General features: G+C 45.8%; 8 protein-coding genes. 3 read left to right on the top strand and 5 right to left on the bottom strand.

The window, feature by feature from the left end; genetic code table 11:
* Positions 1 to 2,365 (top strand): choice-of-anchor Q domain-containing protein (locus tag QUA77_RS13640; RefSeq protein WP_333450572.1); only part of this gene is annotated, 2,365 nt, incomplete at its 5' end.
* Positions 2,366 to 2,606: 241 nt separating this feature from the next.
* Here the strand turns inward: QUA77_RS13640 and QUA77_RS13635 are convergent.
* From QUA77_RS13635 to QUA77_RS13615, 5 genes are all read right to left on the bottom strand, one after another.
* Positions 2,607 to 6,188 carry an AAA-like domain-containing protein gene (locus QUA77_RS13635; RefSeq protein ID WP_333040590.1) on the bottom strand — a complete coding sequence of 1,194 codons (3,582 nt, stop codon included), beginning with the start codon at positions 6,186 to 6,188 and terminating at the stop codon, positions 2,607 to 2,609.
* 27 nt (positions 6,189 to 6,215) lie between these two features.
* The gene (locus tag QUA77_RS13630; RefSeq protein ID WP_333450570.1) at positions 6,216 to 9,800 is read right to left on the bottom strand and encodes an AAA-like domain-containing protein; all 3,585 of its coding nucleotides are present in this window, start codon (positions 9,798 to 9,800) and stop codon (positions 6,216 to 6,218) included.
* A 27-nt stretch (positions 9,801 to 9,827) separates the two neighbouring features.
* Entirely contained in the window at positions 9,828 to 13,409 is a 3,582-nt protein-coding gene (locus tag QUA77_RS13625; RefSeq protein WP_333450568.1) for a WD40 domain-containing protein, read from the bottom strand.
* 27 nt (positions 13,410 to 13,436) lie between these two features.
* A complete protein-coding gene (locus tag QUA77_RS13620) occupies positions 13,437 to 16,955 on the bottom strand; it encodes a WD40 domain-containing protein (protein WP_333450566.1) in 3,519 nt (1,172 codons plus the stop codon).
* Positions 16,956 to 17,312: 357 nt separating this feature from the next.
* The gene (locus QUA77_RS13615) at positions 17,313 to 18,635 is read right to left on the bottom strand and encodes an AAA-like domain-containing protein (protein WP_333450564.1); all 1,323 of its coding nucleotides are present in this window, start codon (positions 18,633 to 18,635) and stop codon (positions 17,313 to 17,315) included.
* Between the two features lie 649 nt (positions 18,636 to 19,284).
* On the opposite strand from QUA77_RS13615, the gene QUA77_RS13610 reads away from it, so the two are divergent.
* Together QUA77_RS13610 and QUA77_RS13605 are read left to right on the top strand one after the other, a co-directional pair.
* On the top strand, positions 19,285 to 20,838 hold the full coding sequence (locus QUA77_RS13610) for an ATP-binding protein (protein ID WP_333450574.1): 1,554 nt from the start codon (positions 19,285 to 19,287) through the stop codon (positions 20,836 to 20,838).
* A gap of 105 nt (positions 20,839 to 20,943) precedes the next feature.
* A complete protein-coding gene (locus QUA77_RS13605; RefSeq protein ID WP_333450562.1) occupies positions 20,944 to 24,624 on the top strand; it encodes a GAF domain-containing protein in 3,681 nt (1,226 codons plus the stop codon).
* Positions 24,625 to 24,645: the final 21 nt, after the last annotated feature.

Genomic DNA, 24,645 nt, shown 5'->3' with positions numbered 1-24,645 from the left:
TAATAATGTTGCCGGTTTTGGTGGCGGCATTTACACGGGTTTTCGCAGCACGACGACTGTAATTAACAGCAAGTTTAGCGGCAATGACGGTTCCCTAGCGGATAATACCGAACGTGGTGGCGGGGCGATCGCCACTAAAAGCGGCGGTGTTCTGACTATCAGAGATAGCGAATTTACCAACAACAAAGGCAGCTACGGCGGCGCTGTTAATAACCTGTTGGGCAGCATGACGATCGAAAACTCTAAATTCACCGGCAACGTGACAGATAAAGGCGTTGGCGGGGCAGTTTACGTCGATGGCGCTAATGCTTCGGGGCCGAATGCAACCCCCGGTTCCGTTGCCGGAACTATTGCTATCCGCAACAGCGTTTTTGATGGCAATATCGGAGCCAGAGAAGGAGGGGCGGGATTTTTATTTGGCTATCTTGAAGATAAGATAGTTTTGGAAAATAGCACTTTTATTAACAATAAAGCTGTTAAGGATCTAGCAGGAGTTGGAGGTTCGGGAGGCGCAATTCGTCACGGTAATGTGGATCTTACTGTCACAAACTCTACTTTTGCTAATAACCAAGCTGAAGATAATGGGGGCGGTTTGTGGTCAGGAGGAAATGGAAATATCAGCATTGTTAACAGTACATTTTCCGGCAACAGCGCTGCTAAGCAGGGCGGAGGAATGCTGGTCGCTAACAGAGATTCCTTTTCGACTAACATCGTCAATTCGACTTTTGCTAAGAATACCGCTGAATTTTCGGGAGGTATTGCTACTTTTAACGATCCTGTGAAATCGCCAATTACTGTCAAGAATTCGATTTTTGATAGGAATACGGCAAGTAACTCTTTTAAAACTAGGCAGCACACTGGACGGGAGCTCATCGATGGGGGAAACAATCTTCAATTTCCCGCTAAACTGACGACCGGAGATCCTAATGATAGTAATGTTACGGCAAATGTGAGGATCGCAGACCCTTTACTTGGCCCTTTGGAAAATATTAACGGCGCTTTTGTGTTGCCGCTGCTAGTAGGAAGTCCGGCAATTGATACTGGTACTGGTGCGGGCGCGCCGGCTGCTGATCAGCGCGGTGTGAGTCGCCCTCAAGATGGTGATAATAACGGAAGTGCGATCGTTGATATTGGCGCTTATGAATTTAACCCTACAGTCACGCCGACTCCAACTCCCACGCCGACTCCGACTCCCACGCCGACTCCAACTCCCACTCCGACTCCCACTCCCACACCGGAACCAACTCCCACGCCCACACCGGAACCAACTCCCACGCCCACACCGGAACCGACTCCCACGCCCACACCGGAACCGACTCCCACTCCCACACCGGAACCGACTCCCACGCCCACACCGGAACCGACACCAACTCCCACGCCAACTCCAGCTTCGGATGATTGCCTACTCGATAGCCTCAACGCCCCGCAACTAGATCCTGCCACCATCACGCCCAACCCCGTCCAACAAACTATCAACGGCGGCGACACTACCGATTTCATCATGGGCGGTGTCATCAACGACTCAATTAACGGACAAGCCGGCAACGATACTCTATACGGTATGGGCGGCAATGACAACATTGACGGCGCAGCAGATAACGACTCAATCTTCGGCAATGAAGGCAGCGATTTCATCTCTGGCGACGCTGGCAACGATACCATCTACGCTGGCAAAGATAATGACACTGTTGTTGGTGGTGAGGGCGACGACTTGTTGAGGGGAGATCTCGGCAATGATACAGTTGCCGGCGGCGTTGGCAACGACAGCTTTTTCGGTGGTAAAGATGACGATATCTTGCTGGGTGAAGATGGTGACGACTACATTTTAGGCAACTTAGGAAATGACACAATTAATGCCGGAAACGGCAACGATATTGCCTTTGGCAATGAAGGTACAGACCTGATTTTTGGCGACATCGGTAACGATACGCTTTACGGCGGCAAAGAAAACGACAGTCTCGATGGCGGTGAGGGCAACGACTTACTGTTGGGCGGCAATGAAAACGATGTGCTTTGCGGCGACATCGGTAACGATACGCTTTACGGCGGCAAAGGTGATGATATTCTCAGTGGTGGCAGCGGTGCCGATTTCCTTTCCGGGGATGTTGGGGACGATACATTGACGGGAGGTTCGGGAAATGATGTGTTTTTCCTCAATCAAAGTTTGGGTAGCGACATCATTAATGATTTCCGCAGGGGAGAGGATTTAATTGGGTTGAATTCTGATTTGAGTTTTAATCAACTCAGTATTACTTCCAGCAACAATCAGACTTTGATTACTGTGACGGACACCAATCAATTGTTGGCGAAGCTTAACAATATTACCCCCGGTATTCTCACCGCTAGCGATTTCATTACTCTGTAGTTATTATACTAAATCCGGTTTGTCTCTACCCTCGATCGTTCTGCGTATCCTTCGGCGGTTGAAACCGCTACTAAACAAACGAAGTCCGCCTCCGCCGACTGAGATAAAAGGAGTATTTAAGCCGGATTTAGTATTATAGCATATTCCATAAAAAGTAGCCTAGCATGATAAATATTCTCTAATCTTCTGATGCTATAGCCACACATATTAATCTATTAATCCTAATAAAGCGAACTTGATATTATTGCGTTTTAATACGATCGCACAAATGTCTATCTTCCTCCTTCACCTCGGCATTTGTTCGCAGATAATCTCGCACGCGATCGCACGCATAAGCCAGTTCATCGAGTTTGAGAATTTGCTCAACATCCCACAAAATGACAGTGCGATCGTCTCCAACAGAAGCAATCTGTTTGCCATCGGGACTAAACGCCACCGCCCAAACATTCCCCTCATGTCGGGTTAGCGTCGTTATTTCCGTGCCGTCAATTTTCCAGAGTTTGACTGCGCCAGATGCGCCTCCCGCCACCAGCATTTGACCGTCTGAACTGAAATCAACCGCCATCATGCCTCTAGTATTTCCCTTGATGGTTTTGAGCAACGTGCCATCGATCGTCCAAAGTTTAATCGTGTCATCCATGCTCGCACTTGCCAAAGTCCGACCGTCTGGACTGACAGCCACTTCCCAAATTCCACTGCGATGACCTTTCAAAGTCTTGTTCAAGCGACCGTCCAAACTCCACAACCGAACTGTGCCATCTGCACTGACAGAAACCAGCGTGTTTCCGTCGGGGGTAAAGTCCACATCGTAAACCCTAGCCTGATGTCCTGTGAACGTTTTCAGCAAAGTGCCGTCTGACTTCCACAGTTTCACGGTTTTGTCGTCGCTGGCAGAAGCGAGGAACTGACCGTCTGGACTGACGGAGACATCCCAAACGCTCGCCCCATGTCCTGTTATGGTTTTCAGCAGCGTCCCGTCGAACTGCCAGAGTTTAATAGTTTTATCTGTACCAGCAAAAGCGAGTACAGGCGAGATATCTTCTTTGGCAAAGCTAGCAGGAGAGACGAAAGCAACCGAGTAAACGGGAGCCTTGTCTTCCGCCCAAGACTTCAGCAACGTACCGTCTTTTGCCCACACTTTGAAGCTGCCATCCGAACCGGCTGAAGCTAACATCTGACCGTCCTGGCTGAAGTCCACATCCCAAATGATGCCGCTATGTCCGTACAGGACTTTCGAGAAAGGGTTTGTCGGGTTCCACACCCGGACGGTATTGTCGTCGCTGGCGGAGACAGCGATTTGAGTGTTGGGAATAAAGATAACGCCGCGAATTCCAGATTGATGCCCTTTGAGGACTTTCAAAAGCGTCCCGTCCGGCTTCCAGAGGTTGATGGTTCCGTCTGCGCTGGCAGAAGCAATGACATCGCCTGTATCGCTGACGGCAATTTCCAACACTTCCGAACTGTGATCCCTGAGAGTAAGTAGGGGCAGTGCCCCCGTGCCTGCCCCTCCGTCGAGTTGCCAGATTTTAACCGTGTTGTCAGCGCTGGCAGAGAGAATAGCGAGACGTTTTGTGCCGTCAGTGTCTGCGAGGAAGGCGAACTTAACGTCCCAAACAGCAGCCGCGTGCCCTTCCAGAGTTCTCACCAGTTTGCCGTCCTTCGTCCATACCTTGACCGTACCGTCGGTGCTGCTAGATGCGAGCAGGTTTCCATCCGAACTGAAGGCAAGACCCCAAACCCCACCTTGATGTCCGCTTAGTGTCTCCAGCAGTTTGCCATTAAAGTCCCACAGGCGAATCGTGCTGTCTTCGCTGCCAGTGGCAATGCGATCGCCGCCCGGACTGACGGCAATGTCCCATATCGCAGCGCTGTGTCCCTGAAAGGTTTTGAGGAGCTTGCCGTGTCGATCCCACAGATAAATGTTGCCGTCCACACTGGATGTGACCAGGCGCTGGCTGTCGGGACTGAATTTGAGCCCGAAGACAGCAGCCGAGTGTTGCAGGTTGTGCAGCAGCGCACCGTCCCGCTGCCACAGCTTGACTGTTCGATCGCCGCCGCCGGTGGCGATGAGTTGGGCGTCTGGGCTGACATCAAGGCCCAGAACCACGCTGGAATGCCCCGTCAGGCGATTGACTTCTGCCGTTCCGTAGATAGCCTGTTGCAGCACTTGTCGAACTTGCGATCGCAACTGGGGGTTGGAATTAGGGAGGCCATCCAGCCTGCGTCTGGCTCTGATGGCAGTGACGAGGGCGTCTAATCGCTGTTGGGAGGCGAATTGCCCTGTGGAGGAGATGCTGAGGGCTTGAACTTCGCTGGTGGCGGCGCGGTAATATTGCCAGAGGGCGAAAATGGCGGATGCGATCGCAACTATCAGCAACCCACTCAACGCTGCAATAAACTTGCGCTGTCGCTGTGCTGTCTTTCTTTCATAAGCTACGCGCTTGCGTTCTTCTACCAGTCGTGCTTCGACTTCTTTTAATCGTTCTGCTTCCAGTGCTTGCTGCATTTCCAACTTATCTAATTCACCAGAAGCGGCTAAAAATTGATAGTCCAAATCGCTCAAACTTTTACCGGGCGCCCAGGATTGAGCGTCTTTCAGCGCTTGTCCGCGCAACAGTCGCGATTCGTCTTGTTGTTTGGCAGCGATCCAAGCATCAAATAGTTGGGAGTAAGGGCGCAGTTGCCCTAAGTGTTTTTCTACCCATTCGAGATTAAATACTTCTTGATAAATTCTGTTTTTTACCTGCAAATACCCATGTTTTTTTACCACTAAACCGGATAGCAATAGTTCGATTTGATCTCGGCTGTCATCGGTTGGGACGGGCGGGCACGGCGGCACCGCCCCTACGCCTTGTAAAACTTGCTGATAAATACCTAGCAATCGGCCAGCACGTTGTTCGTTGCGAAGGATGCGATCGCGGATTGTCTTTAAATGCTCTGGCTCATCTTGCGATTCCCATTGATTGATGATGTTTTTTCTCACCACCGATTCCACAAAAAATTCCTCGCTTCCCGGTGGTATTTTTAAATCACCCCTGTGGGCTGACCCCGCCATTTTTACTACTAATTCACATATTTTTTGCGTTAAAAATGGCTGTCCTCCAGTCCAATCTAAGATTTCTTTGAGAACTGCTTGCGAATTGGCTATGACCTTTTCTAACCCTTTCGCTAATGGTGGCGCTTCTTCTAAGCTAAATCCTGACAAATCGATCGCTTGTCCTATATTAAAAGGTGTCCGATTTTTATCGGAGATTAAATCGCTGGGTGTAGCTACGCCGAAAATCGCGAATGTAATCCGATTGTATGAGGGATTGATGGCTCTTTGGTTGTAACAATAACGAATCAAGGCGAAAAAATCATCTACCGGAAAACCTAAACTTAAAATACTATCAATCTCATCGACAAATATAATAATTCGATTCTCCGCAAATCCGGTTAATAAAATATCTTCAATAAACTGACTCAATCTTTGCAGCAGAGAAACTTCTTCTTGTTCTTGCCACCAAGTTTTTAAATTAACTTGTCCTAATAAATTAAAGCTGCGCCACAAATCGCCAACGATTCCTTTGTACCATTGTAAAGGAGTAATGTTTTCGCTACCGATGCGAGTCATGTCGAGCGTACTGCATTGAAACCCTTCTGCTTGCAATCGATGGAAGGTGCGAACGAGAAGGGAAGATTTGCCCATTTGTCGGGAGTTGAGGACGTAGCAAAACTCGCCTCGTTTTAAGGCTTCATAAAGTTCGAGATCTGCTTGTCGTTCGACGTATGTAGGCGCATCAGTTGTGAGACTGCCACCAATTTGGTAAGAGTAATCTTTCATAATTGATAGTTCATGGTTTCGGATAATTTAGCGATCGCCCACGGCATCGCACAAATGTCTATCTTCCTCCTTCACATCGGCATTAGTTTGCAGGTAATCCCGGACGCGATCGCACGCATAAGCGAGTTCATCTAGTTTGAGAATTCGCTCCACATCCCATAAAATCACAGTGCGATCGTCCCCAACAGAAGCAATCTGTTTGCCATCGGGGCTAAACGCCACCCCCCAAACGTTCCCTTCATGTCCAGTTAGCGTCGTGATTTCTGTCCCGTCGGTTTTCCAGAGTTTGAGTGCGCCAGTTGAGCCTCCCCCCACCAGCATTTGACTGTCTGGACTGAAATCAACCGCCATCATGCCTCTAGTATTTCCCTTGATGGTTTTGAGCAACGTACCATCGATCGTCCAGAGTTTAATCGTGTCATCCCTGCTGGCAGTTGCCAAAGTGCGACCGTCGGGACTGATGGCAACTTCCCAAATCGGGCTGCGATGACCTTTTAGAGTCTTGGAAAACCTACCGTCAAGATTCCACAACCGAGCAGTGCTGTCGCTACTGCCTGAAACCAGCCTCTGTCCGTCAGGGGTAAAGTCCACATCGTAAACCCTAGCTTGATGCCCTGTGAAAGTTTTCAGCAAAGTGCCGTCTTTGTTCCACAGTTTCACGGTTTTATCGTTGCTAGCAGAAGCCATTAGCCGACCATCTGGACTTGGAGAGATATCCCAAAGTCCAGCTTCATGACCTGTTATGGTTTTTAGTAGCGTCCCGTCTAACTGCCAGAATTTAATTGTTTTATCTTCACTAGCGGTAGCAAGGAAAGGTGCGATCGCCGGATTGGCAAAGTTAGTACCAGAGAGGAAAGCAACCGAGTGAACGGCAGTCTCGTTTCCGGCAAAAGACTTCAGCAACGTGCCGTCTCGCGCCCACAGTTTGAAGCTGCCATCCGAACCGGCTGAGACTAGCATTTGACCGTCCGGACTGAAATCCACATCCCAAATCGTGCCGCCATGTCCGTACAGGACTTTCGAGAAGGGGTTTGTCGGGTTCCACAGTCGGGCGGTATTGTCGTCGCTAGCAGAGACAACCATTTGACTGTTGGGAATAAAGGTCACGCCTCGAATTCCAGATTGATGACCTTTGAGGACTTTTAACAGCGTCCCGTCCGGCTTCCAGAGATTGATGGTTCCGTCGGCGCTGGCGGAAGCAATGACATCACCTGCTGTGCTGACGGCGACTTCAAACACTTCCGCACTGTGACCGCTAAGAGTAAGTAGGGGCAGTGCCCCCGTGCCTGCCCCTCCGTCGGGTTGCCAGAGTTTGACAGTGTTGTCAGCGCTGGCAGAGACAATGGTGGGACGTTTGGTGCCGCTATTGTCGGCAAGTAAAACGAACTCAACGTCCCAAACGATCGCGCTGTGACCTTCCAGGGTTCTCACCAGTTCGCCGTCTAGAGTCCAAACCTTGACTGTATTATCTGTGCTGCTAGAGGCGAGGAGGTTTCCATCCGGGCTAAAGGCAACACCCCAAACTGCACCTTGATGTCCGCTAAGGGTTTTGAGCGGTTTGCCATCGGCACTCCACAGGCGAATGGTGCTGTCTTCACTGGCGGAGGCGATGCGCTGACCGTCTGGACTCACGGCGATCGCCCAGATCGCAGCCTTGTGTCCCTGAAAGGTTTTGAGCAGTTTGCCTTCCCGACTCCACAGATAAATGTTGCCGTCCACGCTGGATGTTACCAGGCGCTGACTGTCGGGACTAAAACGAAGGGCGTAAACGCTGCTGATCGTGTGTTGGAGAGTGTGCAGCAAGGTGCCATCCCGTTGCCAGATCTTGGCTGTTTGGTCGCCGCCTCCGGTGGCGATGAGTTGACCGTCTGGGCTGGCATCAACTGCCAGAACCGGGCTGGAATGCCCCAACAGGCGATTGAATTCTGCCGTTCCATAGATGGCTTGTTGCAGGACTTGTCGAACTTGAGATGGCAACTGGGGGCTGGAATTAGCTAGGCTATCGATCCTGCGTCTGGCTTTGATGGCGCTCACGAGGGCATCTAATCGCTGTTGGGAGGCGAATTGCCCTGCCGATGAGGAGGATAGAGCTTGAATTTCGCTGATCCGGGCTTGCTGCTCGCTGGTGATGGCGTAATGATATTGCCAAAGGGCGAGAATGCCAAAGGCGATCGCAACTATTAGCGCTCCGCTGAGCGCCCCAAGAAATCTTCGCTGCCGCTTCGCTGTCTCTCGCTCTAAAACTAACCGCTTGTGTTCTTCTGTGAGTCTGGCTTCAACTTCTCTGAGCCTCGCTGCTTCGAGTGCTTGCTGCACTTCCAGCCTGTCTAATTCACCAGAAGCGGCTAAAAATTGATAATCCAAATCGCTCAAACTTTTTCCCTGGGCCCAGTAGGAAGCGTCTTTTAACGATTGTCCGCGCAACAATCGCGATTCATCGGTTTGTTTTGAAGCGATCCAAGCGTTGAAAGCTTGGGAGTAAGGACGCAGTTGCTCTAACTGTTTTTCTACCCATTGTAGGTGAAACACTGCTTGATAAATCGGGTTGCTGACCTTTAAAAAACCTTGTTGCTTTACTACTAAGCCTGATAGCAGCAGTTCGATCTGCTCTCGACTATCATCCGCTTCAATTTCACCAGATTGTAAGAGGTTTTGATAGATACCTAAGCTACGTGCAGTGAGTTGTTCGTTGCGGAGAAGGCGATCGCGAATTGTCTTTAAATGCTCAGGCTCATCTTGCGATTCCCAGTTATTGATGATGTTTTCTCTCACCACCGATTCCACAAAAAATCCCTCTGTTCCCGGTGGTATTTTTAAATCACCGCTGTGGGCTTTCCCTGCCCTTTTTACTACTAATTCACATATCTTTTGCGTTAAAAAGGGCTGTCCTCCCGTCCAATCTAAGATTTCTTTGAGAACTGCCTGCGGATTGGCTATGACCTTTTCTAACCCTTTCGTTAATGGTTGCGCTTCTTCTAAGCTAAATCCTGACAAATCGATCGCTTGTCCGATATTAAAAGGTGTCCGATTTTTATCGGCTATTAAATCGCTGGGTGTAGCTACTCCGAAAATTGCAAAGGTAATTCGGTTGTATTCTGGATTAATGGCTCGTTGGTTGTAACAATAACGAATCAAGGCGAAAAAGTCATCAACGGGAAAATCTAAGCTTAAAATACTATCAATCTCATCCACAAATATAAAAATTCGCTCGTTAGGAAATCTAGCTAATAATATCTCTTCAATAAATTGACTCAATCTTTGCAGGAGAGAAACTTCTTCTTGTTCTTGCCACCAGGTTTTTAAATTGACTTTTCCTACAAGATGGAAACTGCGCCACAAATCCCCAACGATTCCTTTGTACCACTGTAAGGGAGTAATGTTTTCGCTACCGATGCGAGTCATGTCGATCGTACTGCACTGAAACCCTTCGGCTTGCAGTCGGTGCAGGGTACGAACGAGAAGGGAAGATTTGCCCATTTGCCGGGAATTGAGAATGTAGCAAAACTCGCCAGCTTTTAAGGCTTGATAAAGTTCGATATCTGCTTGTCGTTCGACGTATGTAGGCGCATCCGTTGTGAGGCTGCCACCAATTTGGTAAGAGTAATCTTTCATAATTGATATTTAATTGTTTCGGATAATTTAGCGATCGCCCACTGCATCGCACAAATGTCTGTCCTCCTCCTTCACATCAGCATTTGTCCGCAGGTAATTTTCGACCCAATCGCATCCATACTTGAGAAAATCGAGCTGGAAAATTCGCTCTAAATTCCACACAATTGCTGTAGTATCCTGACTTGCTGAGGCGATGAACTTCCCATCAGGGCTAAAGCTGACTCCGAACACTCCATCCCCGTGTCCTTTTAAGGTTTCAATCTCTTGACCATCGTACCTCCAAAGTTTGACAGTGCCGTCAAAACTTGCTGAAGCGAGAGTCTTTCCATCGGGGCTAAATGCCACTCCGAATACCCCATTTTTGTGTCCCTTTAAAGCTCTAATTTCTGTACCATCCAACCGCCAAAGTCTCACCATGCTATCCATACCTGCTGAAGCGAGAGTCTTGCCGTCAGGGCTAAATGCCACTCCAGCTACCTGACGGCGATGGCTTGTTAAAGTGTGTAGAAGCTTGTAGCTGGGCTTTCCAGAAAGTAGTAAACTATCCCACTGCCAAAGTTTAACAGTGCCATCCACGCTAGCTGAGGCAATGAGCTTTCCATCAGGACTAAAGGCAACTCCGTTAATGTGATCGGTATGCCCTTTGAGAGTTGCTAATTCAGTGCCATCAATCTTCCACACTTTAACTGTTTTGTCCTCACCCACCGAGGCAAGTAATTGCCCATCTGGATGGAAATCAACGGCGAAGACTCTACCTTGATGTCCAGTAAAAGTCTTGATTAAGGTTCCATCTAGTCGCCACAATCGAACAGTGCCGTCATAACCACCTGTAGCAATGGTGTCTCCGTTTGGGCTGAAATCTACTCCGAAAACTTTATCAGCTTGTTTGGCGAAAGTGCGAATTAAACTACCATCAAGCCGCCAAAGTTTAACGGTATTGTCACGGCTGGCGGTGGCAATTGTCTTACCATCAGGACTAAATTTTATGGTGTAAATCGATGCTTGATGTCCGTTAAGAGTCTTAAGCAAACTGTCATCAAGCTTCCAGAGTGCGATCGGGCCATCCCAACTGGATGAAGCGAAGATTTGCCCGTCAGGACTCCAAGCCAATCCAGAGACGACATCCTTAGCGACTGGTAGGGTTTTTACCAGAGTGCCGTCAAGTTTCCAAAGTTTGACTGTTCTGTCTAGACTTGCCGAGGCAAGCAAACCAGCTTGAGGGTTAAAAGCGATTTTGGTCACGGCATCGCTGTGTCCAGTTAAGGTTTTGACTAAAGTTCCATCAATGTGCCAAAGTTTGACTGTTTTATCCGCACTCGCCGAGGCAATGAGATATTCTGAAGGGCTGTTGGCGTAGCCTGCGCTGGGCGCATAGGCAACATTCATAACTCTATCCGTATGTCCGGTGAGGGTTCGGATCAGTTTACCGTCTGCATTCCAGAGTTTGATGGTTTGATCTTTAGAAGCAGATGCAATAGTTTGACTGTCCGGGCTAAAGGCAACGCTGTTAACTTCATCTGTATGTCCGGTGAGAGTTCTCAGCAGTTTACCGTCTGTACTCCAGAGTTTAATTGTTTTATCTTTAGAAGCGGAAGCAATAGTTTGACCGTCAGGAGTGATCGCGACTTGTGAAATATTATTGGTATGTCCTTTTAAGGTTTGCCATAAGGTATAATTCGGCTTGACCTTGGTTGATTTTGTACTGTTTTTACGCCAAAGTTTGACTGTTTTATCCCCAGAACCAGAAGCAATTAGATCCCCTGTGGGGTTAAATACGACTCCCCAAACTGCATTGTTGTGCCCTTGAAGCATTCCTACTTTTGTACCGTCTTTTTCCCAAAGATCGATCGTTTTATCGGCAGAAGCTGAGGCTATGAGTTCCCCATCAGGACTGAATGTTACATCATTAACCACATTGTTATGCCCAGATAAGTGGTTATAGTCTACTGCTCCATAAACAGCTTGATGGAGAGCTTCTTTAACTGAACGTTCGATCTCTGGGTCTACAGCACCTAACTTTTGCAGTTGTCGCTTTCCTCGGATTGCCTCTATGAATGCGTCTAATTTTTGATTTGAGGCGAATAATGCTTCGGAAGATTTGGCGATCGCTTTGATTTCGCTGACAGCAGTTTGCCGATACTGAAAATACACCGCTACCCCCAATGCACAGGCGATCATTAATGCTATAGTTACTACAAAAAGCAAAAATCTTTGCCGCCTAGAACTTTTTTTCTCTACAGCTAACCTTTTTTGTTCTTCTGTTAGTCTGGCTTCAATTTCTTTAGCCCGTTCTGCTTCCAATCCTACCTGCATTTCTCTTCGGTCTAATTCTTCAGAAGCGCCTAAAAACTGATAATCTAAGTCACTCAAACTTTTACCCTGGACCCAAGCTTGAGCATTTTTCAAGGCCTGTCCGCGCAACAGTCGGGATTTATCGGTCTGCTTGGAAGTTATCCAAGCATCAAAGGCTTGAGAGTATGGACGCAAGGAAGCGAGATTTTTTTCTACCCATTTTGTGTTAAATACTTCTTGATAAATGGGGTTTCTTACCTGTAAACACCCCTGGTATTTTACTACCAAACCAGACAGCAATAGTTCTACCTGTTCTCGCGAATCATCGGTGGGTACTTCCACTCCTTGTAAGATTTTTTGATAGATGCCTAGTAGTCTTCCAGCACGTTGCTCATTTCTCAGGATGCGATCGCGGATCGTCTTTAAATGCTCTGGTTCGTCTTGAGATTCCCAATTCTGGATGATGTGCGATCGCACAACCGATTCCACAAAAAATCCTTCTGTTCCCGGTGGAATTGTCAGCACGTCACTGTGAGATTCTCGCGCCGCTATTACTATCAATTGACACAGCTTTTGGCTCAGGAATGGTTGCCCCGAAGTCCAAGCTAATATTGATTTGATAATTGCCTCGGCATTACTAACTACACTCTCTAGCCCTTGACTTAAAGGAGAGGCTTCTTCCCAGGAAAAACCGGGCAAATCTACTGCTTGTCCGATATTAAAAGGTGTCCGATTTTTATCGGCGATTAAATCGCTGGGTGTAGCCACTCCGAAAATCGCGAATGTAATCCGATTGTAGGCGGGATTAATGGCTCGTTGGTTGTAACAATAACGAATCAAGGCAAAAAAGTCATCGACGGGAAAATCTAAGCTTAAAATACTATCAATCTCATCCACAAATATAAAAATTTGATCGTTAGGGAATTTCGCTAATAATACATCTTCAATAAATTGACTCAATCTTTGCAGGAGAGAAACTTCTTCTTGTTCTTTCCACCAGGTTTTTAAGTTAAATTGCCCTAAAAGATGGAAACCACGCCATAAATCCCCAACGATTCCTTTGTACCACTGTAAAGGAGTAATGTTTTCGCTACCGATGCGAGTCATATCGATCGTGCTGCATAGAAATCCTTCGGCTTGCAGTCGGTGCAGGGTGCGAACGAGAAGGGAAGATTTGCCCATTTGCCGGGAGTTGAGGACGTAGCAAAACTCGCCTCGTTTTAAGGCTTCATAAAGTTCGATATCTGCTTGTCGTTCGACGTATGTAGGCGCATCAGTTGTGAGACTGCCACCAATGTGGTAAGAGTAATCTTTCATAATTGATATTTAATTGTTTCGGATAATTTAGCGATCGCCCACGGCATCGCACAAATGTCTGTCCTCCTCTTTAAAATCAGCATTTGTGCGTAGATACTCTCGCACGCGATCGCATCCAGAGGCTAGTACCCGATCTAACTCTACACTCTGCTCTAAATTCCAGAGAATTACTGTTTTATCCTCAGAAGCAGAAGCAAGAGTTTTGCCATCAGAACTAAAAACTAAAGACCCCACCCGTCCGTTATGTCCAATTAAAGTCGTAATCTCATTGCCGTCACGTTGCCAAAGTTTAATCATACCGTCACTACCCCCTGTAGCGATCGTTTTATTGTCAGGACTAAAAGCCACACTCCAAATTCCTGAAATATGTCCCTTGAGAGTGTGTAGCAACTTACCATCACGACTCCAAAGTTTAGCCGTTTTGTCATCACTCGCCGAAACAATCACCTCACCATCAGGGCTAAAAGCTACACCAAAAACTAAACTATTGTGACCTTGAATGGTCTTAATTAACATCCCATCAAGCCGCCGCCAAAGCTTTACTGTCTTATCTCCACTGGTTGAAGCAATAACCTCCCCGTCAGGACTAAAAGCTACCCCCCAAACCCCAGCTTTATGTCCTCTGAGGGTAGTCAATTCGGTTCCGTCTAACCGCCAAAGTTTGACAGTCCTATCCCCACTGGAAGAAGCTATGATTTTGCCGTCAGGACTAAAAACAACTCTCCTCATATCAACTCCTCCAGGGAGAGTCTTCAATAAGGTGCCATCAGCACTCCAAAGTTTAACTGATTTGTCTGCACTAGCTACAGCAATAATGTTGTTATCAGGACTGATAGCAACACCACTAAACGCAGAGTTACGCCCCTCAAATCGCCTCAGCAACTTACCGTTTCTGTGCCAAAGGAAAACCTCGTTTCCACTTGATGAAACAACTAATCCTTGATTTTTGCTTAAAGCTACTCCCCAAACGCCAGCAGTATGTCTCCGTAGAATTGTCAGCAATGAGTTGCTTAATTTCCAGAGTTTAGCGGTGCCATCAAAAGATGTCGAGGCCAGATATTCGCCATTGCGACTAAATGAAAGATCGCTAATTGCGCTGTCATGTGCTTTTAGGGCGGTGAGCAAGGTGCCGTCAATGTTCCAGAGTTTGAGTATTTGGTTATCAGAACCAGAGGCGATAGTCTCTCCATCGGGACTAAAAGCTAATGCCTGAATTCCTGCCTCATGGGCGGCAATTGTTCTTAACAAAGTGCCGTCACGGTTCCAGAGTTTAATAGTACCGTCTCCAGTGCCCGCAGCGATCGCATTACCATCAGGACTAAAGGCAATGGATAAGACTGGAGATTGAGGTTCTGAAAGCGTTTTCAGCAAGGTGCCATCACGTCGCCAAATTTTCACAGTGCTATCTTCAGAAGCGGAGGCAATTAACTTTCCATCTGGGCTAAAAACAGCTTTCCTGACTACGCCAAGATGCCCTGTCAATGTTTTGAATAATGTGCCATTGCGCCGCCACAGTTTCACCGTACTATCTTGGGAAGCTGAGACAATCAATTCTCCATCTGGGCTAAACTTGACGCTGTAAATTGGAGCTTTATGTCCTGTGAGAGTGTGTAAAGGTAGTGCGGCTTTATCTGTGCTACTGTTAAGCTGCCAGAGTTTAATTGTTAAGTCTCCACTCCCAGAAACAATAAGCTGACGATCGGGACTGATCGCAATTCCTAGAACGGGTGCTATATGTGCTTTGAAAGTGCGAATTAATCTGCCATCTTGATGCCAAATTTGCACATCCCCGTCGCTTGTCCCCACAGCGACAATCTCATCATTAGGACTAAGAGCTAAGGCATTCATCCAACCACTATTGCCTGAAAAACGGTTATATTCAATTGCTCCATAAATTGCTCGGCGTAGCGCCGATTCAACCATGCCATTTGTCGGGCGATCTGTGCCTTTTAATAGTTGTAGTTCTTTTCTGGCTTTGAGGGCTTCTATTAAAGCATCTAACCGTTTATCTAAGGCAAATAAAGCTTCGGAATACCGCGTTATGCTTTGAATTTTACCAATTTTTTCGTTGCGTTGGCTTTGAGTGGCTTGATGATATTGTGAAAAGGCGATCGATCCCAATCCTAAAGCTAAGATTAATGCTAGACTCAGTGTTACTATAAAGTGTTTTTGTCGTTTGGCATTTTTTTTCTGCTCGAACAGTCGCGCTTCAACTTCGGTTAGTCGTGCTGCTTCTAGTGCTTGTTGCACTTCGATTCGGTCTAATTCTTCACTTTGGGATAAAAACTGATAATCTAGGTCACTTAAACTTTTTCCTCGCGCCCAATTTTGAGCGTCTTTCAATGCTTGTCCCCGCAAGAGGCGCGATTTATCTTGTTGTTTAGCCGCCCACCACGCATCTAAGTTTTGCGAGTAAGGACGTAGTAATCCTAATTTGGTTTCGATCCATTCGCTGTCAAAAACTTTTTGATAAATTCGATTTTTTACTTTCAGAAAACCTTGTTTTTTTTCTACTAAGCCACTGAGTAGCAATTCTATTTGTTCTCGACTGTCATCAGTGGGCACTGGCACGCCTTGCCAAATTTTCTGGTAAATCCCCAGCCATCTACCCATGCGTTGCTCGTTTCGCAAGATGCGATCACGGATTGTCTTTAAATGCTCAGGTTCATCTTGCGATTCCCATTTATTGATGATGTTTTCTCTCACCACCGATTCCACAAAAAATTCCTCGGTTCCCGGTAGGGTTTTTAAATTTCCGCTGTGGGATGCGCCCGCTATTCTTAACACTAATTCACATATTTTTTGAGTTAAAAATGGCTGCCCTCCAGTCCAAGCTAAGATTTCTTTGAGAACTGCTTGCGGATTGACTATGACCTTTTCTAACCCTTTCGCTAATGGTTGCGCTTCTTCTAAGCTAAATCCTGACAAATCGATCGCCACTCCGATATTAAAAGGTGTCCGATTTTTATCGGCGATTAAATCGCTGGGTGTAGCTACGCCGAAAATCGCGAATGTAATCCGATTGTAGGCGGGATTGATGGCTCGTTGGTTGTAACAATAACGAATCAAGGCGAAAAAATCATCTACCGGAAAATCTAAACTTAAAATACTATCAATTTCATCGACAAATATAAAAATTCGTTCGTTAGGAAATCTCGCTAATAAAATCTCTTCAATAAATTGACTCAATCTTTGGAGGAGAGAAACTTCTTCTTGTTCTTGCCACCAGCTTTTTAAATTAACTTTTCCTACAAGATTGAAACTACGCCATAAATCCCCAACGATTCCTTTATACCATTGTAAGGGAGTGATATTTTCGCTACCGATGCGGGTCATGTCGATCGTGCTGCATTGAAATCCTTCGGCTTGCAGTCGATGGAAGGTGCGAACGAGAAGGGAAGATTTGCCCATTTGCCGGGAGTTAAGAACGTAACAAAACTCGCCAGCTTTTAAGGCTTCATAAAGTTCGGAATCGGCTTGTCGCACTACGTATGTAGGCGCATCACTGGCGAGACTGCCACCAATTTGGTATGTTACCTGGGTCATGCGGTTTATGGGTGGGTTTAAACCTGAGTATGTAGGGAATCTCTTTAGCTGTTTCATTCTCCCGAAACCCGCCCGGAACTTAAGTTCGGGGCTAATAGCGAAAGTCGTCTAAAGACGACTATATATTACTATCAGGACTTACGCACATCTAATGGAATTCTGTCATTGTGAGCGAAGCGAAGCAATCTCAAACCTTATACTGCCGTTACAATGTGTAAGTCCTGACTATGTGAGTCGTCTTCAGACGACTTTCGCCATGAGGCAGGGGTTTCAACCCCTGACAGATTGTAGTTTTGAGAGCAATGTTACAGCCGTGCTTTTTAAGAGGGTTTGGGGGCTCGACTGCGTAAATCGTATCTAAATAAAGTTGTGCGAACCAAAATAGAGGCGGTACAACTCGCAGCTTAGCGTACAGCGGTTGTTATCGATATGAATCAGCCCCATACTAAATAATTTAGAAGCCACTATCGGATCTAATTCCACTCCGTGTTCCGATTTTACCACTTGTTTAAGTGTAACCCCAAGTTCGGGATACTCTTGCAATGTTGCCCAAAAACTCCGCAAGTAATCTTTATAAATTCCCGCTATTGTGGGAGCTTCTTGTAGTAGCTGATCTAGGGTTACACTGTTTTGACAGAGGTGGTAAAGAGCTAGCCGCACCAGATAAGGATGTCCCCCCACCATTGCCATCAGTCGATCGGCATCGGGGCTATCTGTCCAATCCAGTCCGTGACGCTGGGCTAAAGCAAGTATCTGCTCTTCTGTAAAATAGGGCAATTGCAGCGGTAAACCGACATTAAAAGGCGATTCAGTGAGCTTTAAAGGAACATAAATTTCTGTGGAGTGAAGAACGATTAACCGCAGTTTTCCCAAAGTTTCAATCCGCTTTGCTTCTTCATGCCAGCTTCGCAGGAGCGGCAAAAATTCTCGGGCAATTTTTGGATATTCAAAAATCATATTTACTTCCTTTAAAGCTAACACAAGAGGGGTACTTATTTCTGCTAATACATATTGTTGCAAATAGATGGTACAGCTTACTTTGCTACCCATGTCTTCATCCCAATAATCATCTAATAGAGGTGGTAATTCTAGGTGACGGCTGATGTTGGCACAAAACCAGCGTAAAAATTTATCGAGGTTGTCTAAAACAGCTTCCTCGGCTTGCTGAAAATCTAAACTTACAGTTCGATAGTCAAGAGAAGTCGCGCGCTCTAAAATGCGTAGCAGAAGGGAACTTTTTCCCATCTTCCTAGGAGCTTTAATCCGCAGCACACTTCCGGGTTTAGTAATCTCTCGATAGGCGAGTTCTTCAATTAGCGGGTGAGGGATATAAAATGGCGAATCCAGGGGCACGGGAGAGCCGGGAAATTCTAAAGGTGTTGCTAGGCATTTGCTGCGGGTGAATGCTTCAATTAATTCTCGTTCCTCTGTGGTCAGGGAACGTGATTCTACACAAGAGCGAAAATTTGATTTGCTAATAGATGTCTGCAAGATTTGAGAGAGAGATTGCCACAAGGATGAGGCGATGTTTCTCAGGTAATGCTCTCCGTAATGAGAGCCAGATGCGATACTTGTATAAGTCTTTCCTTCCCAAACTTGGCGGAGTATGATTTCTTGTACTGGATATAAATCTTTTTGTAATCGGACACGAGTTAGCTGTAGTACCTCATCTATCGTCATAACTGGCAATAACCATATAAGTGTATCGTTGATATTATCACTTATGATTGACTGTAAAACTCAGAGCGATCGCCTATTGGATTGCGACACGATCCTGTCGCGACATTTTTCAGGGGGTAATTGGTCACATCGGTTAATTCTCCCCCAAAGAGTACACTATCAATAAAGAATTCCCTCGCGGGGTGGGGGCGGGTGTATTTAACCTGTCTGCACTCTTCAAGAGTACAAGAGTGAACCTACCTCTACAGGCTTTGGAGAATGGTTCTCTTCGTTAAGTGAAATCCGTGATACCCGTTAAATCTGGTAATTTCCCGGTTGTCTGACGGATCGCTGAGTGCTATAACCTAATTTCAATGGGCGCTGGCGCTCCTACTGGAAACGAATCTGTGCTCAGTTTTTCTTGATCCTTGGCCAAAATGTCATGCCGGTGTCACAGTTGGTATAGAAGGCCGAATTAAAAATGTGACAGTTGACTTTGCGAAAGCTGAGTCGATTGATGTTAATTTAATTAACAGTAGTTTTAGATCGCTGCATTTACTCATCACAAGCGTTAAGTCCAAAAGCATAATTCTTCTTGTTGTGCTAGCAGGTTTTTGGATTTGCCTGTAATCCTGTGTTAAAAACTTTAGCAAATAACCTAGTTGATTTAATGCAAATGGTTCATGAAATTTTTCCTAATTATTTTATTCCTCACGGTCATTGCTACTTGTGGAAGCCTGGATTAGTCGGGCTGCACATTTTGTCCGATGGTTTGATAGCCGTCGCTTATTTTTTGATACCCATCACGCTGATTTATATTGTTAAGAAGCGGAAAGACTTGCCTTTTGACTGGGTTTTCATGCTGTTTGGCTCTTTTATTATCTGCTGCGGGATTACCCATATTATGGAAATATGGACGCTGTGGCATCCTAATTATTGGTTCTCTGGTTTTCTTAAAGCGATTACGGCGCTGATTTCGCTAAGTACAGCAGCAGTGCTGGTGGAACTAATCCCAAAAATCTTGGCTATCCCCAGTCCGAATCAATTGGCGGCGGCAAATGTAGCTTTACAAACTGAGATTGGCGAGCGCAAACAAGCTCAAGAAGCACTCTCGGAATTAATGCTAGAATTGGAAAAACGGGTGATGGAGAGGACGATCGCTTTAGAATCGACTAATGAACTTTTGCTACAGGAAAATCGCGATCGCTATTTGGCGGAAAATTCATTGCGGCACTCGGAAGCTAAACTGCTAGAACAAACTCAACAGTTAGAAACCGCTCTGCAACAACTTAAAGGCGCTCAAACTCAACTCGTGCAAACTGAAAAAATGTCGTCTTTAGGGCAAATGGTAGCTGGAGTTGCCCACGAAATAAATAACCCTGTCAACTTTATTTATGGCAATCTGATTCCGGCTGAGGAATACATTAAAGATATTGTGGCATTGATTAAGGCTTATCAAGTTTATTACCCCACTCCGGCGCCGGAAATTGCAGACAAGATTCGCACTATCGAACTCGATTTTATTTTAAAAGACCTGCAAAAACTTTTGGGTTCGATCAAAATTGGAGCCGAGCGAATTAGGGAAATTGTTAAATCTTTACGGACTTTCTCCCGTTTAGACGAAGCCGATATGAAAAAGGTAAATATCCATGAAGGTCTTGATAGCACTTTAATGATTTTGCAGCACCGCTTGAAAGAACAACCAAACCGTCCGCCTATTCAAGTGATTAAAGAGTATGGAGATTTGCCAGAATTGGAATGCTACGCTGGGCAGCTTAACCAAGTATTTATGAATATTTGTTCTAATGCTATTGATGCTTTAGAACAGATGGCACAGCAGGGATATGCGACCAACGGCTATTGGGAAAATAATTTCTCTGACCACTTACAAAACACCTATTGCCCACTGCTAAAAATTCGCATCCGCACCCTTTTAGTTGATGGCAAGTGGGTGCAGATTCACATTGCTGATAATGGCACGGGCATAGATTATGATGCGATCGCTAAAATTTACGATCCATTTTATACGACGAAACCTATCGGTGCTGGTACCGGGCTGGGTTTGGCAATTTCTTATCAGATTATTCAAGCTCATGAAGGTTATTTGCGCTGCACTTCCGAGGTTGGGAGAGGTACTGAGTTTATCATTGAAATTCCGTTGCGATCGCAATTTGGCGATCGCCATCAAGTACAAAAGCAAGCTGTTATGAACAAGCTGGGTTGAGGCGTTAATAAATAATGCTGAATCCAGCTAAATTTTTCGGTTTCTTTTATTTTTTGTCTAACTTAGGCATCATCAAATCCATATTATCTGCCAATAACAAGTATTATGTGGGAAGCACTCAAAAATATCTTTTCCCCTACTCAGTATATGCCTCACGGCCATTGCTATCTTTGGCAAACGCCTTTAGTGTGGCTGCACGTAACTGGGGACTTTTTAATCGCGATCGCCTACTATTCAATTCCGGCGATGCTAATTTATTTTATCTTCAAGCGGCGCGATGTTCCTTTTTTAGGAATATTTGCTTTATTTGGTGCATTTATTATTCTCTGCGGGACGGGTCACTTGATAGACATTTGGACGCTTTGGCATTCCGCTTATTGGCTGTCGGGGATTGAAAAAGGAATTACTGCACTGGTTTCCTGCTACACCGCCGCCTCGATGGTAACACTATTGCCACAGTTTTTGTCCTTAAAAACCCCCCAAGAATTAGAGGCCATAAATCGCAAGTTGCAGACTGAGATTGCTGTGCGTGAAGATGCAGAATTAGCGTTACGCCACGCTTATGATGATTTAGAAATTAAAGTCCAAGAGCGCACCGCACAGTTGACAGAAATTAATGGTTATTTAGAAGCAGAAATAAGAGAAAGGATAGCTGCTGAATCCGCTTTGCGGGAACGAGAAACTAGGTTAACTGAACAACAAAATGGTTTGCTAGAATTAGCCAAAAACTCTAGTATTTACGAGGGAAATATCGGCGAGGCGTTGAGAGAAATTACGCAAATGGCAACTCGTACCCTCAATGTCGATCGGGCAAGTATTTGGTTTTATCAGGAAGATAAATCCGCACTGTGCTGTGCGGATATTTACGAACTGACTCCCAATCAACACAGCGCCGGCGCAGAACTGAAAGTTGCTGACTATCCTAGCTATTTCCAAGCTTTGAAGACAGAACAGGCGATCGCAGCAGTTGATGCCAAAACCGATCCGCGCACCCGAGAATTTAGCGAATCTTATTTGAAGCCTTTAAACATCTCGGCCATGCTAGATGTTCCTATTACCCATAAAGGGCAAATTGCGGGTGTAATTTGTTTAGAACATCAGGGAACGACCAGGAATTGGACGCTCGACGAACAAAGCTTCGCTAGCTATGTGGCGCAGATCGCAGCTTTAGCAATGGAAGCTCGCGATCGCAAGCAAGCCGAGTTAAACTTGCGTTCTGTCACCGAACGCTTGCAATATTTGCTGGCGACTACTCCGGCGGTGATTTTTAGCTGCAAATTAGGGGGAAATTATGAGGTAACATTTGTCAGCGATAATGTTGTTTCAATGATTGGTTACGAAGCGCGAGAATTGGTTGATGGTTCCCTTGATTGGCATAGCCTGGTTCATCCCGAAGATCGAGAGATTGTTGCTACTTCATACGCTCAGATATTGGAAAAAGAATCGATTTCCTACGAATACCGCGAACGGCACAAAGACGGTAGTTATCGCTGGATTTACGATGAGATTAAGTTAGTCAAAGATGCTGCGGGTCTACCTGTGGAGTGCGTTGGTTATGGAGTAGATGTTACTGCTCGCAAACAGGCGGAAATAGCCTTGCAGCAACAAGTAAAAAGGGAGCGGCTCGTGAATGCTATTCAAGAGCGGATTCGCTCCTCTCTTAACCTAGAAGAAGTAATGACAATGGCTGTTGAAGAAATTCGCCAGTTTTTGTCAACTGATAGAACAGTTATTTACCGCTTTAACCCAGATTGGAGTGGATTTATAGCCGTCGAGTCGGTATCTGTCGGTACGATGCCGATTTTGGGAATTGACATTAATGACCCTTGTTTTCGAGAACACTACGTCTCTGTTTACGAGCAGGGACACCTGCGCGCGATCGACAATATTTATAGGGCAGGTCTTTCAGAGTGCCACGTTAATTTACTGAGCGAGTTGGAAATTAAAGCTAACCTCGTGGTTCCCATTTTGCAAGGTGAAAAACTATGGGGGCTACTAATTGCTCATCACTGCCGCAGTTACAGGCATTGGACCTCTTCTGAGATAGAATCTCTCCAGCAAATTTCCGTGCAGCTAGCAATTGCCATCAAGCAATCCACCCTTTTTGAACAAGCCAAAACAGAACTTGCCGAACGTAAATTAGCAGAAACAGCATTACAAAAAGCTGTCGTAGCTGCTGATACAGCTAACCGCGCCAAGAGCGAATTCCTTTCTTCTATGAGCCATGAATTGCGGACTCCTCTCAATGCCATTCTCGGATTCAGTCAGGTGATGGTGCGCGATTCATCTCTCAACAATCAACACCAACAGCACCTAGAAATTATTAATCGCGCCGGTGAACACTTGCTTGCGCTAATTAATGACATTTTAGAAATGTCCAAAATTGAAGCCGGCCGAAGTCAGCTTAATGAAAGCAGTTTTAATTTAATGCGCTTGCTAAAAACCTTAGAAGAAATGTTTCGATTAAAAGCTAAATCTAAGAAATTGCAGCTAAATTTGGAAGTTGGTGACGGCGTACCACACTTTGTTACGGCAGATGAAGGTAAATTGCGGCAAATTTTGATCAATCTTGTAGGAAATGCGATCAAGTTTACAGAGAGGGGTAGCGTTACTTTGCGAGTAAAAAATCAGGTAAAAGAAAGTTTGGGGACTAAAACGGCAGAGTTTTCGGACACACACACAAAGCTTGATGACGCGGGTTCTGAACATTCCGAAAACTTAGGGGTTGAAACCGCAGCTATACAAAAAAAACCCGGATGGTGCACTGGTTTTAATCAGTCCGAAAGCTTGGCGGACTGTGATTGTGTAGACGCGAATCACCTTCACCCGGAATTGTTACGCCTTCAGTTTGAAATTGAAGATACTGGCCTTGGCATTGCCGCAGAAGAGATGAATAAGTTATTTGAACCCTTTGAGCAAACAAAAACAGGTCAAAAGTCTCAACAGGGGACTGGATTAGGTTTACCAATTAGCCGCAAATTTGTACAAATGATGGGAGGAGATATTACTGTCAGCAGTACACCGGAGTTGGGAAGTAAGTTTGCATTTGATATTCAAATCAGTCTTGCCACTCCCAGCGAGATTAAAATCCTTAAACCGCAGAAAAAAGTAATTAGTTTAGCCCCGAATCAACCAGAATACCGGATTTTGGTTGTTGACGATCGCGCCGATAACTGCCTAGTCATAGAGAGATTATTGTCACCACTAGGCCTCATCGTGCGAGCAGCTAGAGATGGTGAAGAAGCTATTGCTGTATGGGAGAATTGGCAACCGCACCTGATCTGGATGGATATGCAGATGCCTGTCATGGATGGCTATGAAGCCACCAGAAAAATTAAAGCTCATCCTCTCGGAAAACAAACTGTAATAGTTGCTCTTACGGCTAGCGCTTTTGAAGAGGAACGACAAACTATTTTAGGAGCTGGCTGCGATGATTTCATGCGTAAACCCTTCGAGGCAAAGATATTATTTGCGAAAATGGAAGAACTTTTAGGGGTACGTTACATTTACGAGGAATCTGTGGATGCACCACTAGAAAATGAAAGCCAAATTAGCGGAGTGACTAGCAATCAATCTATCGAGTCACAACTCGGTCAAATGCCTATTGAGTGGGTAGAAAAGATAGCTCATGCTGCTCATGAATGTTGCGACGATAAAATTGTAAAGTTGATTGAGGAAATGCCGAGCCAGTTTGCTTTGGCAGCAGAATATTTAACTACTTTGGTGCAGGATTTCCTCTTTGACGATATTATAGATATAGCGCAGTCAGCAGTTGCGACGAGGTGAAAATACCTGTTTTTAACTAAT

This window comes from Microcoleus sp. K5-D4 (assembly GCF_036704575.1).
Lineage (GTDB): Bacteria > Cyanobacteriota > Cyanobacteriia > Cyanobacteriales > Microcoleaceae > Microcoleus.
The sequence above is the reverse complement of the archived record's forward strand: the minus strand, read 5'-3'. Positions and strand labels throughout refer to the sequence as shown.

What these genes read in the sequence shown, in the direction of transcription:
- QUA77_RS13625 (WP_333450568.1), bottom strand. Translation starts at nt 13,409, where the DNA reads ATGAAAGATTACTCTTACCACATTGGTGGCAGTCTCACAACTGATGCG.
- QUA77_RS13630 (WP_333450570.1), bottom strand. Translation starts at nt 9,800, where the DNA reads ATGAAAGATTACTCTTACCAAATTGGTGGCAGCCTCACAACGGATGCG.
- QUA77_RS13620 (WP_333450566.1), bottom strand. Translation starts at nt 16,955, where the DNA reads ATGACCCAGGTAACATACCAAATTGGTGGCAGTCTCGCCAGTGATGCG.
- QUA77_RS13605 (WP_333450562.1), top strand. Translation starts at nt 20,944, where the DNA reads ATGTGGGAAGCACTCAAAAATATCTTTTCCCCTACTCAGTATATGCCT.
- QUA77_RS13615 (WP_333450564.1), bottom strand. Translation starts at nt 18,635, where the DNA reads ATGACGATAGATGAGGTACTACAGCTAACTCGTGTCCGATTACAAAAA.
- QUA77_RS13635 (WP_333040590.1), bottom strand. Translation starts at nt 6,188, where the DNA reads ATGAAAGATTACTCTTACCAAATTGGTGGCAGTCTCACAACTGATGCG.
- QUA77_RS13610 (WP_333450574.1), top strand. Translation starts at nt 19,285, where the DNA reads ATGCAAATGGTTCATGAAATTTTTCCTAATTATTTTATTCCTCACGGT.